The 15,046-nt window shown below is 32.2% G+C and carries 13 protein-coding genes; 7 read left to right on the top strand and 6 right to left on the bottom strand.

From position 1 onward, the window contains the following. Positions 1–21: 21 nt before the first annotated feature. The 5 genes from ACKTTR_RS01435 to ACKTTR_RS01415 all read right to left on the bottom strand — a co-directional run bounded on the left by ACKTTR_RS01435 (position 22) and on the right by ACKTTR_RS01415 (position 7,995). Positions 22–2,490 (bottom strand): TonB-dependent receptor, encoded by a 2,469-nt coding sequence (locus tag ACKTTR_RS01435; RefSeq protein WP_408026189.1) that lies wholly within the window; start codon positions 2,488–2,490, stop codon positions 22–24. Between the two features lie 153 nt (positions 2,491–2,643). Beyond that, the gene (locus tag ACKTTR_RS01430) at positions 2,644–4,062 is read right to left on the bottom strand and encodes a hypothetical protein (protein WP_408026188.1); all 1,419 of its coding nucleotides are present in this window, start codon (positions 4,060–4,062) and stop codon (positions 2,644–2,646) included. Then, positions 4,062–5,006, bottom strand: a complete 945-nt coding sequence (locus tag ACKTTR_RS01425) for an alpha/beta fold hydrolase (RefSeq protein WP_408026187.1) — start codon at positions 5,004–5,006, stop codon at positions 4,062–4,064. Before ACKTTR_RS01425 ends, ACKTTR_RS01430 begins: the two co-directional genes overlap by 1 nt. 3 nt (positions 5,007–5,009) lie before the next feature. Further along, positions 5,010–6,512: a class I adenylate-forming enzyme family protein gene (locus ACKTTR_RS01420; RefSeq protein ID WP_408026186.1), complete on the bottom strand. Its 1,503-nt coding sequence runs from the start codon at positions 6,510–6,512 to the stop codon at positions 5,010–5,012. Continuing rightward, a complete protein-coding gene (locus tag ACKTTR_RS01415) occupies positions 6,487–7,995 on the bottom strand; it encodes a sodium/pantothenate symporter (protein WP_408026185.1) in 1,509 nt (502 codons plus the stop codon). Before ACKTTR_RS01415 ends, ACKTTR_RS01420 begins: the two co-directional genes overlap by 26 nt. Positions 7,996–8,226: 231 nt before the next feature. Between ACKTTR_RS01415 and ACKTTR_RS01410 the strand changes: the two genes are divergently transcribed. The 5 genes from ACKTTR_RS01410 to bioA are packed head-to-tail and all read left to right on the top strand — an operon-like array spanning position 8,227 to position 12,741. After that, entirely contained in the window at positions 8,227–9,354 is a 1,128-nt protein-coding gene (locus ACKTTR_RS01410) for an aminotransferase class I/II-fold pyridoxal phosphate-dependent enzyme (protein WP_408026184.1), read from the top strand. Between the two features lie 9 nt (positions 9,355–9,363). Continuing rightward, positions 9,364–9,744 (top strand): putative signal transducing protein, encoded by a 381-nt coding sequence (locus ACKTTR_RS01405; RefSeq protein ID WP_408026183.1) that lies wholly within the window; start codon positions 9,364–9,366, stop codon positions 9,742–9,744. Next, the gene (gene bioD, locus ACKTTR_RS01400) at positions 9,741–10,349 is read left to right on the top strand and encodes a dethiobiotin synthase (protein ID WP_408026182.1); all 609 of its coding nucleotides are present in this window, start codon (positions 9,741–9,743) and stop codon (positions 10,347–10,349) included. Before ACKTTR_RS01405 ends, bioD begins: the two co-directional genes overlap by 4 nt. Then, positions 10,350–11,498: a hypothetical protein gene (locus ACKTTR_RS01395; RefSeq protein WP_408026181.1), complete on the top strand. Its 1,149-nt coding sequence runs from the start codon at positions 10,350–10,352 to the stop codon at positions 11,496–11,498. Continuing rightward, entirely contained in the window at positions 11,476–12,741 is a 1,266-nt protein-coding gene (bioA, locus tag ACKTTR_RS01390) for an adenosylmethionine--8-amino-7-oxononanoate transaminase (RefSeq protein WP_408026180.1), read from the top strand. The genes ACKTTR_RS01395 and bioA overlap by 23 nt, the downstream gene beginning before the upstream one ends. Here bioA and ACKTTR_RS01385 read toward each other — a convergent pair. Next, entirely contained in the window at positions 12,727–13,164 is a 438-nt protein-coding gene (locus tag ACKTTR_RS01385; RefSeq protein ID WP_408026179.1) for a cytochrome c oxidase assembly factor Coa1 family protein, read from the bottom strand. The genes bioA and ACKTTR_RS01385 overlap by 15 nt on opposite strands. Positions 13,165–13,252: 88 nt before the next feature. Here ACKTTR_RS01385 and ACKTTR_RS01380 point away from each other — a divergent pair, with 88 nt between their 5' ends. Continuing rightward, positions 13,253–14,407, top strand: coding sequence for a beta-ketoacyl synthase N-terminal-like domain-containing protein (locus ACKTTR_RS01380; RefSeq protein WP_408026178.1), 1,155 nt, complete (start codon positions 13,253–13,255; stop codon positions 14,405–14,407). 58 nt (positions 14,408–14,465) lie between these two features. Continuing rightward, a complete protein-coding gene (locus ACKTTR_RS01375; protein WP_408026177.1) occupies positions 14,466–15,038 on the top strand; it encodes a hypothetical protein in 573 nt (190 codons plus the stop codon). The last annotated feature ends 8 nt before the right edge of the window (positions 15,039–15,046 follow it).

Raw genomic sequence — 15,046 nt, 5'->3', positions numbered from 1 at the left:
TAAGCTTAATAGATTTGGTTTTTATTTTTTCTTAAATGCGTTAAAGTTATATTTAAGCTCGAATGAAACCAATCTCCTTACTTCCGGAGAAGCTACAAACTCTCTTATGCTAGCATCGAAAAGGTTCGTTACATTTACACCTACTGACACATTATCGTTTAAATTATATCCTAGGTTAGCATCTACAGTAAACCCTCCTAAAGGACCATAATTCCATGTTCTTCCTATACGTGTATTTTCAACGATTTCATTTACTCCATCTCCATCTAAGTCTTGTGTTTTAGCGGCAACATTGATTCCTGAAAAGAAGTCATAGTCTTGCACCCAACGTCCGAAAAGGGCTCCGTAAAATTTCTTTCCTCCATAATGTAATCCTAGACTCAATTTATTTTCAGGTGTATTGATAGGCAACTCACTTTCTAAAACAACTCCATCTAAATTACCATCATTGTTCATATCATTTTTATCTAAACTACGTCCGAAATACGAATAGTTTAACGATGTTCTAATCGCATCCGTAAAATAGTAGTTCAACCCAAGGTCGAATCCGTAAGTGTCTACATTTCCAAAATTGCTATACGTTAACAAAAGTGGTGATGCACTGGCTCCTGCCGAAACCTCATCAATAGGTTTATCTCCCATATGAGTTACATAATTACCATTAGCTGCATCGACTATATTACGCAAAGGACTTATGAAGTTTTCCGACATATTATAATATGCACTTGCATCAATATAAAACTTATCAGTAAGCTTGCCTTTATAACCAAACTCAAAAGAGTTGATGGTTTCTACATCTAACTTATCGATTTTAGTTCCATCGGTTAACGTAAATCCTTCTCCGTTTCCTAACACTAATCCTCCAAATAAGTTTCCTTGTAAGTTTAATATTGATGGTACTGCCATACCTCTACCATACGTTAATCTAAATGTTCCTTCACCAATTGTTTTAGTAACTGCTGCTTTTGGCAAGAAGTTAGTACCATATAAATCATGATTATCTGCTCTTATACCCGCTAAAAAGTTCCAGCCCGATTCTAATTTATATTCAAACTGGCCATACACTCCTTTTTGAGCGATATCAATCGAACCATCTTGATCTAACAAATAAGTACCTTTAGAATCTGCCATATCTAACTGGTATTGCGCCCCTGCTGTTACATAAAACTCCCCCCAATTATTGTTATACTGCGCCTCTGCATTGAATCTTTCAGATGCATCTTTAAAAAGCGCTCCTCTTGGAACCGCTATACCATAAGCGGGAATCCACTGTTCATATAATGCACGACTCCAAGCTTCTTCTTCTGAAAAACCATTTTCAACAAACGACACATAGTTTTGTGTACGCTGATTAATTGCATAAGTTTCATCTGTTTTACTCCATGTATAATATGCATTTGCGAAAAAGTTTTTAGACACATATTTTAATTGAGCAATATCTAAAGTCCAATCTTTAATTTGGTTACGACCAGCATTTGTAACCGCTAAATTGGTGTTATTACTATGCCCATAATATGCTGTAATTTCTGAACTACTAGTAGGCTTGTAGTATAACGAAGCTCCATATTTTAAGGCATTAAAATCACGATCTAAGTTTTTCTCTCCATATGCTTTTGTTCCAACATATACGCTATCTACATACTCAAATTCTGTTCCTTGTGTACTTTCTAAATGAATCTTGTATGCAAACTTATCACTTAACACCTGCGCATGACGCAACCTCCCTGTAACTACATTTTGACTCCCTGCTCCAATTGCAATTGTAGTTCCTTCTGAAGTTCTCGGGTTTTTAGTTATTGTACTTACCAAACCATTATGAGCATTCGGCCCATACAATGTTCCGTTTGGTCCCAATAAAATCTCTACACGCTCAACATCATCTTTAGTAACTGTTGAAAACGAACCATAAGGTAATCCTGTTGCAATTAACATAGAAACTCTATCGTCGGTCATTTGTAAATTCTTTGAGTTGAACGCTGAGTTAAACCCTCTAATATTAATACCTGTTCCTAACACTCCGCTACGCACAAAATCAACTCCTTTTTGTCTTGCTGCCAATTCACCTATGTTAAAACTTGGAAAATCCTGAATATCTTTAGCACTAATTACATTAACAGTTGCTGGTACTTCTGTAATTTTTTGTGGTTTTTTATTTGCTGTTAGTATAACTTCATCTAAAACACTACTTGCTTCTTTTAAAGAAATATTTAGTTGTGTTTTCTTTCCTTTTTGAATAGCTACTGTTTTGGTTACACTTTCAAAACCCACAAATGAGACAAGCACATTATAAGATCCTTCTTCAATATTTTCAATTGCAAATTTCCCATCAAAATCGGTATCAGTCCCCTTATCTATACTTTTAATATACACTGTAGCACCTGGTAAAGGCACTCCATTTGTATCTGTAATTATCCCTTCAACACTTCCTGTACTCTGAGCATTCACTGGTAAAGAGCTAATTAAGACTAAAAAGAAAAATAGTTTTTTCATAATTTTAGATTGTTATTAAGTTTGTTTCTCTTGCAATCTATTGGGAAATAGAAAATAAACTATTTGAAAAACAAAAACTATAAAGTGTGACTTTTAATTACTTTTATTTTTTTAAGCATAAAAAATCACAAAAAAATTAGATATAAAAGTAAACTACTCTATATGAGACTTTAATTTTAAAAAAGCTTCTGGGAGATTATCTGACAGTTTATTTATCACCTTAAACATTAACTGCTTTTGATTTATGGTGGGTTGAATATTTGTTAAAGGCTGCTTTATTTCTTCTAGTAAACGGCTTGAATTAATCTTTCCTTCCATGTATCTTGAAAGCGAAATACTCCATGAAATATTAGGAACATAATTGCTTTTCTTCTGACGTTCTTTTTCTTTTTCAATCAAATTAAATTTTGAAGCCAACTTTAACACTTCATCATATTTTTCTTCTGTGACTAATACATTAATATATGATGTGAAGAAATGATGCCAGCGATGTTTCAATACTTCTTTTTTATACTTTCTTAAAAAGGTTTTTGCTGTTGCTTCGGCTATTTTATGTTTATGGAGTTCTGAAAGCACCCGAACTTTATAAGAACAATACCCTATTTTTTGATGATAATTATGAATTTCTTTATAGAGCCCTTCATACTTTTCAAGTAAATAATATGCTTCTTCAGGTTTGTTATTTCGCAATAAAATAGCTACCAAATTATTCAGATACATTAAGGTGTCATTATTATTCTGTCTAATAGAAAGATACCCATAGAATTCTGCTTCTTCGAACTCATTTTGTTTTGAATGCAACAAAACTCGACTAGCATAATAGTTAGAAAGCAGACGCCTTGAATACATTTTCCCTTGACTGAAATAGACGTCTATCTGATTGAAAAGTAATTTCAACTTATCATTCTCATTATAATTTGTATACATAAACGCCAACAACACAAATGCTTGATAGCGATTTTTACCATCGATAGATTCATCTTTAAACACTTGCAGCAACCAATCTTCTAAATGTTTTGTTTCATTATTATTTAAAGTATACTGATTGGTAATTTCTGTAGTTGCTTCATACAATTTTTCGTGTATTTCTTTTGCCGCTATATAATTAGCCTCATACTCCTTAATGAAGTTAGCTACAATTTTGTGATCTTTATAACGCATTCGCACCAACAAATACGATTTGTATTCTTTAGCAAGATTATAAAGGCTCTGAAAATTATGCTCGATGGATTTGTAAGTAATTATATACTGAAGAAATTCTTTTTCCTCTTGTGAAGTGATAGCATCGGTTAAAATCTTCTTTTTTAACGATATTAACCAATCTATAGTAACATCAACATCTATACTTCTAAGTTTTTTTTGAGTCCAGTTTTTTACATATGAATACTTTCGTTTATCTATAGAAGTATCAAAATCTGTAAAACCATTTTTTGACAATGCATTTTCTATAATAAGATCACTTATTACACATTTTTCTTCTCCTTTAAACTGATACACTGTTTGAAGATATTTTGCTTCATTTGGCAAAATAGTTTTACTAAACTCTGTGAATTTTTTAAGTTTCGTTTTCATTAATCACTTTCTACAAATTCTTGTATGAGCAAGTTAACTTTTTTAAACTTTTCAAATTGCGCAAAATGCCCAGAGTTTTCTACATACTTTACAGTAGCATTTTTAATTTTATCTTTCGCAACATCTCCTACATCTTGAATCGTTAATGTTGGGTGTAAATATCTATTCGGGATTAACATGTCTTTATCTCCAAAAACAACCAAAGTTTTTATAGAAATTTTCTCCAAATCGTCATGTACAGGATCATCTAACATTCCAAATACACTTTTTACAATAGCATTACAGTGTGCATCAAAATCGGATGCTTGTTTAATTCTAATACGATCTTCAATCATTTTTGAAACCTCTGTTGGTTGTTCAAAAAAGTTAAGCGCATAATTTTTTGCAATTTGCTCGTTTGTTGTGTTCTTTACTACTTCTGCTGTGTATACACTTTTAAGAATATTTCCTTGATCTTTCGTAAATTTCTCCAATCCTGCTGGGGCTATCAATACTAATTTTTGCACCACATCTGGATTTTTCAATGCAAGTTTCATACTCGCCTGCCCACCCATAGAATGTCCGACTAAAACTACATTTTTTAATCTTTTCTTTTTGATAAATTTAGATACAATATCAGCAAAAAAAGTAGGTGTATAGGCTACTTCTGGTTTTGAAGATTTACCATGACCAGGCAAATCGACAGCAACACAGGTATAATTCTCTTTTAGAGCTTCTATATTTTTAGACCAAGCATCTGCATTACTACTTAAACCATGTAAAAAAAGTAAAGTCTTGGCTCCTTTTCCTTCTTTAAGATATGTAATTTCTATACCATCAATTTTTACACATCTAGTTTTAAATTCATAGTCTGAAAGCATTTCTTTCATTGTTTTTTTTGTGCTTTGTGCTAATGCAATGGCGTTTATCAATGTAAAAATCAACACCAAACTTATCTGTTTCATCTTTTATGTTTTAATCGAATTAAAATAGCGCAACAAATCTTTTCTCGACACTTTACCTACACTTGTTAAAGGTATTTCATCTAAAAAGAATATATATTTTGGATGTTTATATGACACCAATGTTCCCTTTAATTCTACTCTTATATCTTCAACTGTAATTTCTTTATTTTCAAGTGTTATGAAAGCCACCCCTATTTCTCCCCATTTTTCATCTTTCATACTTAACACTACAGCTTTTTTAATTCCTGCTAGTGTTTCTAAGTGCGCTTCTATTTCTTGCGGATAAATGTTTTCTCCTCCAGATATATACATATCATTTTTTCTCCCTTTCATATACAGATAACCATCTTCGTCCATATACACAAAATCACCTGTAAACAGCCATCCTTTCTTAATAGTATTATTGGTTTTTACAGAGTTATTCCAATACCCGGGAGTTACAATATTACCTCTTATACACAATTCACCTACTTCATTGAACTTTACTTCCTCTCCTTCTTTATTTACTATTTTGGTTTCTAAATAAAAATTAGGTTTGCCTATTGAGTTAGGTTTTAACGCTGCCATTTTATGGTGAAGTGATGTTATACTAGGGCCTGCTTCTGTTAAACCATACCCTGGACGTATGTATATGTTTTTTTCTTTCTTCCAATATGACACCATTTCAGGTGGTACCTTTTCTCCACCAGAAATAATATAACGCAACTCTTGAAGACCAATCTTTTTAAAAACAGGCGTTTTTTGCATCATTAACAACATTGTTGGAAGTGCCATAAACAATGTTGTTTCATTTAACTCTAGCAAACACAAAACCTTTTCCGCATCAAACTTTTCTAGCATCCCTATATGTGCTCCTTTGTGCAATAACGGAGTAACAAAAACATTCCATCCTGATGTATGATAAGGCGGTAAAGTATTTAGTGTTGAATCTCTAAATGTGATACCCAACTGCATAGAAGTGTTCAAACTATTCCAAAACAACATTTTATTAGTGTATAACACTCCTTTTGGGGCTCCTGTAGTACCTGAGGTGTAAAATATAAATAATGGATTTTCTTCCTTAATAGTATAGTCTTTTCTTACAACTTCAACCTCTTTATTTTTATAGAAATATTTTACATCATTCATTAACAGTATAGAAGTATTCACCAACTCTAAACTCTCAAACTTCTCTATAAAGCTCTTACTGTAAACAAGTAGTTTTGGTGTACAATCATCTACTAACTTTTGTAATTCATTTGCTGAAAAGCGATAATTCAGAGGCACTAAAATAGCCCCCATTCTTTGACAAGCAACAAAAAGAACGATATACTCTAAACCGTGTTCTGCTAAAACAGCAACTCTATCTCCTTCTTCTATACCCCTTTTAGTAAACTTAGCTACTAATCTATCCGCATACATATCTAAATCACTATACGTATAGTTTTCATGAGTATCATAAGAAGTAAGCGCTACTTTGTTAGGCGTATAATCTGCCCACTTAGCTATCCAGTTTAACGTGCTCATTTGTTTTTTTAGCGTCTAATTTATAAAATATATACCCCACCACAAGTGATGCAACTATACCAAAAGCAGCAGAAACTCCCGGATTATTCACAGGCTCTTGCATGTAAGGTGTAAGTCTACCATAATAAATACCAAAATGTACTATGATAGCAGTAATACTTGCTATGAAAACTGACCTTACAGACACATTTTTCAAGAAAGTTCCAAACAAAACTGGCACAAATGCAGCTGCAAAATAAGCGTATACTCCATTTTGCGCAAAGATTGCCACACTTACATCTGGATTTTTAATTTGCTCCCAACTCAACAAAAAGCTTACGATTGCTAAAATGACAATCACTATTTTATTCACTGCAATTGTATTTTCACCAATCTTGTCTTTAAAAATAGGCTCCAATATATCCGAAGTAATTGTGATTGACAACGACTGTATTAAACTTTCTAACGTAGAAAGTCCTGCTGAAATAAGCCCCACAACTATAATTAGACCTACTCCAACAGAAAACTTAGCTACCACATACGTTGGTATGATTTCATCCATTTTTAGTGCCCTTCCATCAACTGTTAAATCTGGAAAACTAATTCGCGCATATAATCCTACAATAACTACCAAAAAGAACACAATCATGAAAACGATTCCACTAAACAAGTAGTTATTTATTTTTTTAGCATCTTTTAGTAGCAGTGACTTGGTTATAATATGTGGTTGACAAACAATAGCAACCCCAATAATTACCTGAGTGACAATAATTTCAAAATAATCTCTAAATAAAAAACTTGACGGATTTGTAGGCTTCGTTAAATTAGGATCAATACTTGATAATTTATCCATAAAACCACCAAATCCTCCTTTAAAAAACTCAAAGCCAGACCCCAATAAAATCAATGCAACTACAAACATTATGATAGCTTGAATAGTATTGGTATATACCATCGAATTTGCTCCACCAAACATCATATATCCAAAAACAAATGCAACGATTCCCATCAACACATAAAAAGGATCTACATTTAATGCTTTAGAAATAACCTGTGTGAGTCCTACATTAATTAAAACGATAAACGTGATTAATAACAACGCTATGATTCCAAAGAAAAAAGCATAGTTTTTACTTTCATAACGCTTACCTATCCACTGTGCCATTGTAGTAGCCTTTACAGCACTACCATATTTAGCAAACCCTTTTGTAAAAACAACTAAAGAAATAAACGCAGCAATTGGTAAAACCACGGCAAAAGAAATTACCCCCGAAATACCATAAAGTGAAATAAACCCTGGATTGATAATAAAAGTTGCAGCACTTGTCATAGATGCAGCTAATGATAAGCCCACCACCCAAGCAGGAAATCCTATATTTCCAACAGCGTAATCTTTTATATTTGTATTCTTTCGTGCACCACGCACTACGAAATATAAAATCACAGCAGCATATACTGCTAACAAAACATACATGTAAGTTACTAACTTTTCTGACGCTATCATAAATTATAAGATCTGTTAAAAAACAAATAAAAAAACTTTAAGACATTAAAGCTGATAAATTTAATCTTATTTAAGTGAGACTTTGTTAAAAAAACAGACCATTTATATTATTTTCTTTTAAAAATAAGAATAATTAAAAGTGAGACTTTGTTAAATTAACACTTTTACTCTTATGTTAAGATTTCTAGCTAAAGAACCTCAATATTAAAAGTGCTTCTTTATTTTTACATTATGGAATTTCCTAAGAAACTATATCAAAAAATTACGCAACGGGAGGCACAAAACTCTTTAAGAAGACTTGGTAAAGAAAATTCACTTATTGATTTTTCTTCTAATGATTATTTAGGGTTTGCAAAATCTGAAGTTTTATTTGATAAGACACATAAGTTCTTAGTCGATAATAATAGTAAGATTAACGGAGCTACAGGATCTCGGTTACTTTCTGGAAATCACAAACTATATACAATAGTTGAAAAACAATTAGCTAAACTTCATAATTCAGAAACTTCTTTGATTTTTAATTCTGGTTATGATGCTAATATTGGTTTTTTTGCTTCGGTGCCTCAACGTGGTGATGTTATTTTATATGATGAACTCATTCATGCATCCATAAGAGATGGGATTCAATTATCCAATGCAAAATCTTTTAAGTTCAAACATAATGACACAAAAGATTTAGAAGAAAAAATACTTCGGTTTACTCAGAATAACGATTCAGAAGTTTATGTGATTACCGAATCTGTTTTTTCTATGGATGGAGATTCTCCCGACTTAATAGCAATGTCACAAATAATCAAAAAACATACAAATGTACATTTTGTTATAGATGAAGCCCATGCTTTAGGTGTATTTGATTTTGGATTAGTTCAAAAATTACATTTAGAAAATGACATTTTCGCCCGAATTATTACCTTCGGAAAAGGGTTAGGATGCCATGGAGCTGCTATTTTAGGAAGCGGGCAATTACAACAATACCTCGTTAATTTTTCACGCAGTTTTATTTACACTACAGGATTATCTCCTCATGCTCTAGCTACCATAAAAATTGCATACGAAGAATTAGCTATCAGCAATTCTAAAGCACAACTTCTACAAAATATTCAACATTTCATATCAGAGTCTAATAGGCTTAAATTAAACTTCATTAAAAGTAACTCTGCTATTCATTGTTGCATAATCTCAGGAAATGAACATGTAAAAAGTATTGCTTTACAATTACAACAACATGGTTTTGAAGTAAAACCTATTTTATCCCCTACCGTTCCTATAAACCAAGAACGTTTACGTTTTTGTTTACATGCATATAATTCTAAAGAAGAAATTACGAATGTTTTAAAGAACCTTGCTACTTTTGTTTAAAAAAGTATAATGCAAGATAATTACACCATTTTAGCTGTGTTTGAATACTCTACTGAAGCACAAGTTGTGAAGGCTAAATTAGACTCTGAAGATATCAAAACCATGTTAATGGATGAAAAAACAATTGATTCTGACCCTTTAATTAGTCAAGCCATTGGTGGAGTGAAGCTATTGGTACACAATAATGATCTAGAAAAAGCTGCTACTGTCTATAACGAAATAAGGGATTACGTAAAGGATGAAGAAGGAAATAATATTCATTGTCCAAAATGTGATTCAACAAAAATATTAGTTGCCGATTTACAACGTAAAAACATCTTTTTTATGCTCTTTCCTTTTTTTGAAAGTAAAAAATTCATCTGCAACGATTGTAAAACAATTTTTAAATGAAAAAATACTTTATCACCGGAATCTCAACAGAAGTAGGTAAAACCATTGCTTCTGCTATTGTAACAGAAGCTTTACAAGCAGATTATTGGAAACCTATTCAGTCAGGTGACTTAGAATATTCTGATACTCATAAGGTAGAAAAACTAATTTCTAACTCAACAACTGTTTTTCACCCAAACTCGTATGCACTACAAACACCAATGAGTCCGCATGCATCCGCAGAAATTGACGGAGTTACCATTGAAATTGACAGCATTAAAGAGCCTTCTACTAAAAATCATTTAGTTATTGAAGGGGCTGGTGGATTACTGGTTCCTTTAAACGATAAAAACACCTTGTTAGACGTTATTAAACCTGATTATAAAGTTATTGTAGTTTCTCGTCATTATTTGGGAAGTATTAATCATACCTTATTAACAGTTAGCTTATTAAAAGAAAAAGGGTTTGAAGTCTCATTAATTTTTTCAGGAAACGAACATAAAACAACGGAAAACATTATCAAAAAAATGACAGGTGTGTCTGTAATTGGACGTATTGAAGAAGAACCTTATTTCGATAAGAATGTGATTAAAGAATATGCTGAATTATTTAAAAGCAATTTATAAATGAAACCTGTTACCGCAAAACATCTTTGGTCTTTCCCTTTAATTTTTGGTTTTTTAGGAGGGATTATAGGGCTAGTTTTGCGTTATGCCTTTACAGGAAATATTGCTAACTTTCCTTTTAAGTTTGTATTGCACTCCCATTCACACATTATGTTATTGGGTTTTGTTTTTAACGCTTTAATAGTACTGCTTTTTACAAGGTTTACGAATGGAATTGATAAAACTTCTTATCGATTATATCTTGCATTACAAGTTTGTGTAGCTGTTTTGTTGGTAGGGTTTATTATGCAAGGGTATGCATTGGTTACTATTACATTCTCTACCTTACACTTGTGGATTAGTTATTGGCTAGTTATTAGACTATGGAAACGATTAGTTGGTGAAAAATCAGACCTAACATTAATAAAAGTAGGAATTATCTTTCATTTTATTTCTTCCATTGGTCCGTATGCACTAGGACCATTAATGGCAATGAAAATGCAAGCTTCTCCTTGGTATCAACAAGCTATTTTTTTCTACTTACACTTTCAGTATTTCGGTTCCTTTTTTCTTTGGATGCTTGCCATTCTTTTTCACAGAACAGCTATTGAGCTATCAAAAAAACAAACCATCTTAATTATTAGTGCTCTTGTGCTATTATATGCACACTCATTAAAGTATAGTTTTAATCTTCTTACTATTCAAATTACAGGAGGTATTGGTTCTATAATCCTGATGCTATTTTTCCTGAAACTAAAAAAATCATTTTCAAAGCAAAAACTCACATACCAATTGTTTTTGGGGATTCTACTTTTTATCGGAATCATGAACTGCTTTGGTAGTATTCCTTACTTTTCGAACTTAGTTATAACGAACAGATTTATGCTCATAGCTTGGTTACATTTACTGTTTTTAGGAATGTACCTGTCTTTTATTTGGATAGAATTAAAGACAAAAATCCATCCAAGTATCTGGATTGTTTATACCTTTTTCTTACTTTCTTCAGAAGCCTTTTTAGTTTTTCCTGCATTTTTTTCCGAATTCTTTTCAACCTCAGTTATGTGGCTATTGTTTATTGCCTATTTCGGAGTGGTTTTATGTATTTCTATTGTACATTTGACAGCTCTTTTTCAAAAGAACAAAACATATGAACTTACAAGAACGCGATAAAAAACATTTGTGGCATCCGCTAAAACAACATCAAACACATCCAAATAGTTTAGGAATTGTAAAAGCAAAAGGATGCATACTAACCGACGAACACGGTAACGAATATATTGATGCTATTTCGTCTTGGTATACCTGTATGTTTGGACATTGTAATGATTTCATTACAAATCAAGTTTACCAACAAATGCAAACATTAGATCAAATAATGTTTAGCGATTTCACCCATGAACCTGCCGTAAAATTATCGGAAGAATTGATTAAAATTCTTCCTAAAAATCAAAATAGAATTTTCTTTAACGATAATGGTTCTACCGCAGTTGAAGCTGGTATTAAAATGGCGCTACAATACTATTTTAATAAAGGTGAAAAACGTACAACATTTATTGCTTTTGAAGATGGTTTTCATGGTGATACTTTTGGTGCTATGTCTGTTTCTGGATTATCAGTGTATAACGGTCCATTTGAAGATTTTTTAATGGATATTCAACGTATTCCTGTCCCAAACGGAGAAAATAATAACCTCATAGCCGAACAACTAAAACAAATTATTTCAGAAAACCAAGTTGCTGGATTCATTTATGAACCTTTAGTTCAAGGAGCTGCTGGAATGAAAATTCACAAAGCTGAGGATTTAAATAGCATCTTAGCAATTTGTAAAGAAAATAACATTTTAACTATTGCTGATGAAGTAATGACTGGTTTCGGAAAAACTGGTAATCATTTTGCTTCTGATGAAATTGTTACCAAACCAGATATTATATGCTTAAGTAAAGCGTTGACCGCTGGATTGGTTCCTATGTCAATTACTTCATGTACTGAAGAAATTTATACTGCATTTTTAGACAACGATATTTCTAAAGGTTTTTTCCATTGCCATACCTATTCTGCAAATCCAATAGCTTGTAGTGCTGCATTGGCAAGTATTGAGTTATTACAAACCAAAGAGATTCAGGACAACATCCAATTTATTGAAAGCTCTAATACGTCTTTCTCTGAAAAGATTAAAAATCACCCAAAAGTAAACTCTACAAGATGTAAAGGGGTTATTTTAGCTATCGATTTAAACACCAATTCTGGTCGTTATGGATCGCTTCGTGACCAACTTTTAAAATCTTTTATGGATGAAGGAGTCTTCTTGCGTCCGTTAGGTAACACTATTTATATTCAACCTCCTTATGTAATTACAAAGGAACAGCTTGATAAAATTTATGCAACAATTGAAAAAGTTCTAGATAGTCTCTAGAACTTTTTCCTTTTCTAATAAATTGATCTCTTCTTTAGTTTCTTTAATATGAACATATAAATCTTCATAAATCCATTTCCCATCTACCTTAATTCCTCTAACTACAAGAGTTCCTTCTCCTTTATTTCCTCTTATCGGAATAGAAAAATCTACATTCCCATCATCATTGGTAAGAGAAATATTTCCAGAGGGAATTCCATATTTTTCGATTGGCTCTCCTAAGTTTTCAATAACCAACTCGTTTTTAGATGCCTGCTCAATAGCATATTCAACAGGAGTAGAACTTGTCATTATTTTCGACACTCCGAAAAATGCTGCTCCCACACCTAAAACAATTAATAAAATAAACCCTAAACATCCTGTTAATGGTATAAACCACAACCAGTTTCTTCCAAACCAACTTTTTTGATGTTGCTCACTCATAACTTCAATAATTTTATCCCAAGATAAATATTTTTATTTTCTTTAGAATACTTGATTTTACCTTTATTTTTGCTGAAATTTTATAGTGTTGAAAGAACTTATCTCAATAACATCATTTGCATCTGTTTCAGCCTTAGGAAGTGATCCTGAAAAAATATGGGAGAACTATCTAAACAACCATCACTTTTTAACCTTAAAAGAGTTTGATGACTTTAAAACTTGGGTTGCACAATTAACTGATCAGGATAAACACGCTATTGAAGATGTTAAAAATTCAGATAATAAATATAAAAACTTAGACCCATCTGTTTTATACACGTTGTTTGTTGCTAGAAAAGCAATGGAGCAGACCAATTGGAAAGCTTCTGATAACTTCGGAATTAATATAGGTTCTTCTCGAGGAGCAACTTCTTTATTTGAGAAATACCATAAGGAGTTTTTGGCAACAGGTAAATCATCTACTTTAAGCTCTCCAACCACTACTTTAGGAAATATTTCTTCTTGGATTGCACATGATTTACAGAGTAACGGACCAGAAATTTCACATTCTATAACTTGTTCCACAGGGTTGCATTCATTACTTAATGGAGTGGCTTGGTTACAATCTGGAATGTCAGAAAAATTTATGATTGGTGCTAGTGAAGCTTCTCTAACTGATTTTACTATTGCTCAAATGCAAGCATTAAAAGTATATTCTAAAGAAAACGATGAATATCCTTGTAAAGCTTTTGACCTAAATAAAACCAAAAACACAATGGTTTTAGGTGAAGCTGCTTCAGTTTTTTGTTTAGAAAAAGGAACTAAAGAAAATGCTTTAGCTTTTATTGAAGGAGTTGGATATGCTACAGAAGTTTTAAAACACAACACTTCTGTTACCACCGATGCTGAATGTTTTCAAAAATCTATGAAAATGGCATTGGGCACCATTTCTCCAGATGAGATTGACGCCATTGTAATGCATGCACCTGGAACAATTAAAGGAGATCAGTCAGAAATTAATGCGATTCAAAAAGTATTTTGTAACAAAACTCCGTTTTTAACTACCAATAAATGGAAACTCGGTCATACGTTTGGTGCTTCTGGCTTGTTAAGTTTAGAATTAGCCGTACTAATGTTACAGCACCAACAAGTAGTTGAAGTTCCTTTTGCTGAACCTCAACAAACTCCTAAAAAACTCAATAAAATATTAGTAAATGCTGTTGGTTTTGGAGGGAATGCAGTTTCTGTTTTAATTACAAAATAAAAATTGTCGTTTTCAGGCAATTTATATACTTTTAGTCACTCATTTAAATAATTGCTTTATGATGGAATGGTTTTCTGAATTAACCTCTTTTCAACAAGTTTATTGGGGAATAGCAGGTGTCTTTACATTAATTTTTGTGTTTGTTCTTATTGGAAGTTTTATAGGAGCTGACACTGATGACATTGGTAATATTGATACTGAAATAGATGCCGACACTGGTGCTGGTTTTCAATTTTTCACCTTTAAAAATATGGTTGCATTTTTCACCATCTTTGGGTGGAGCGGTATTGCTAGTATGGATGCTGGATATTCAAATACAACTACCCTTTTTATTTCTATTATCTGTGGTTTAGTAATGATGACTATTATGGCTACCTTATTTTACTACATTAGTAAGTTAACAGATAGTGGTACCTTAAAAATGAAAAACGCACTGAATCAAATTGGTGAAGTGTATTTAACCATAGGAGCTAACCGCTCTAAAATGGGTAAAGTACATATTAAAGTACAAAACTCGCTTCGAGAACTAGAGGCCTTGACAGATAATGACTCTGACTTAACACAAGGAATGATTGTTAAAGTAACCGAAGTAACCTCAAATGGAATATTAATCGTTGAATCTCAAAAATAAAAATTGAC

The organism is Tenacibaculum litoreum (assembly GCF_964513915.1).
Taxonomy (GTDB): Bacteria; Bacteroidota; Bacteroidia; order Flavobacteriales; family Flavobacteriaceae; genus Polaribacter; species Polaribacter litoreum.
Note: the sequence above shows the minus strand (reverse complement) of the source record. Positions and strands in the feature narration are given on the sequence as shown.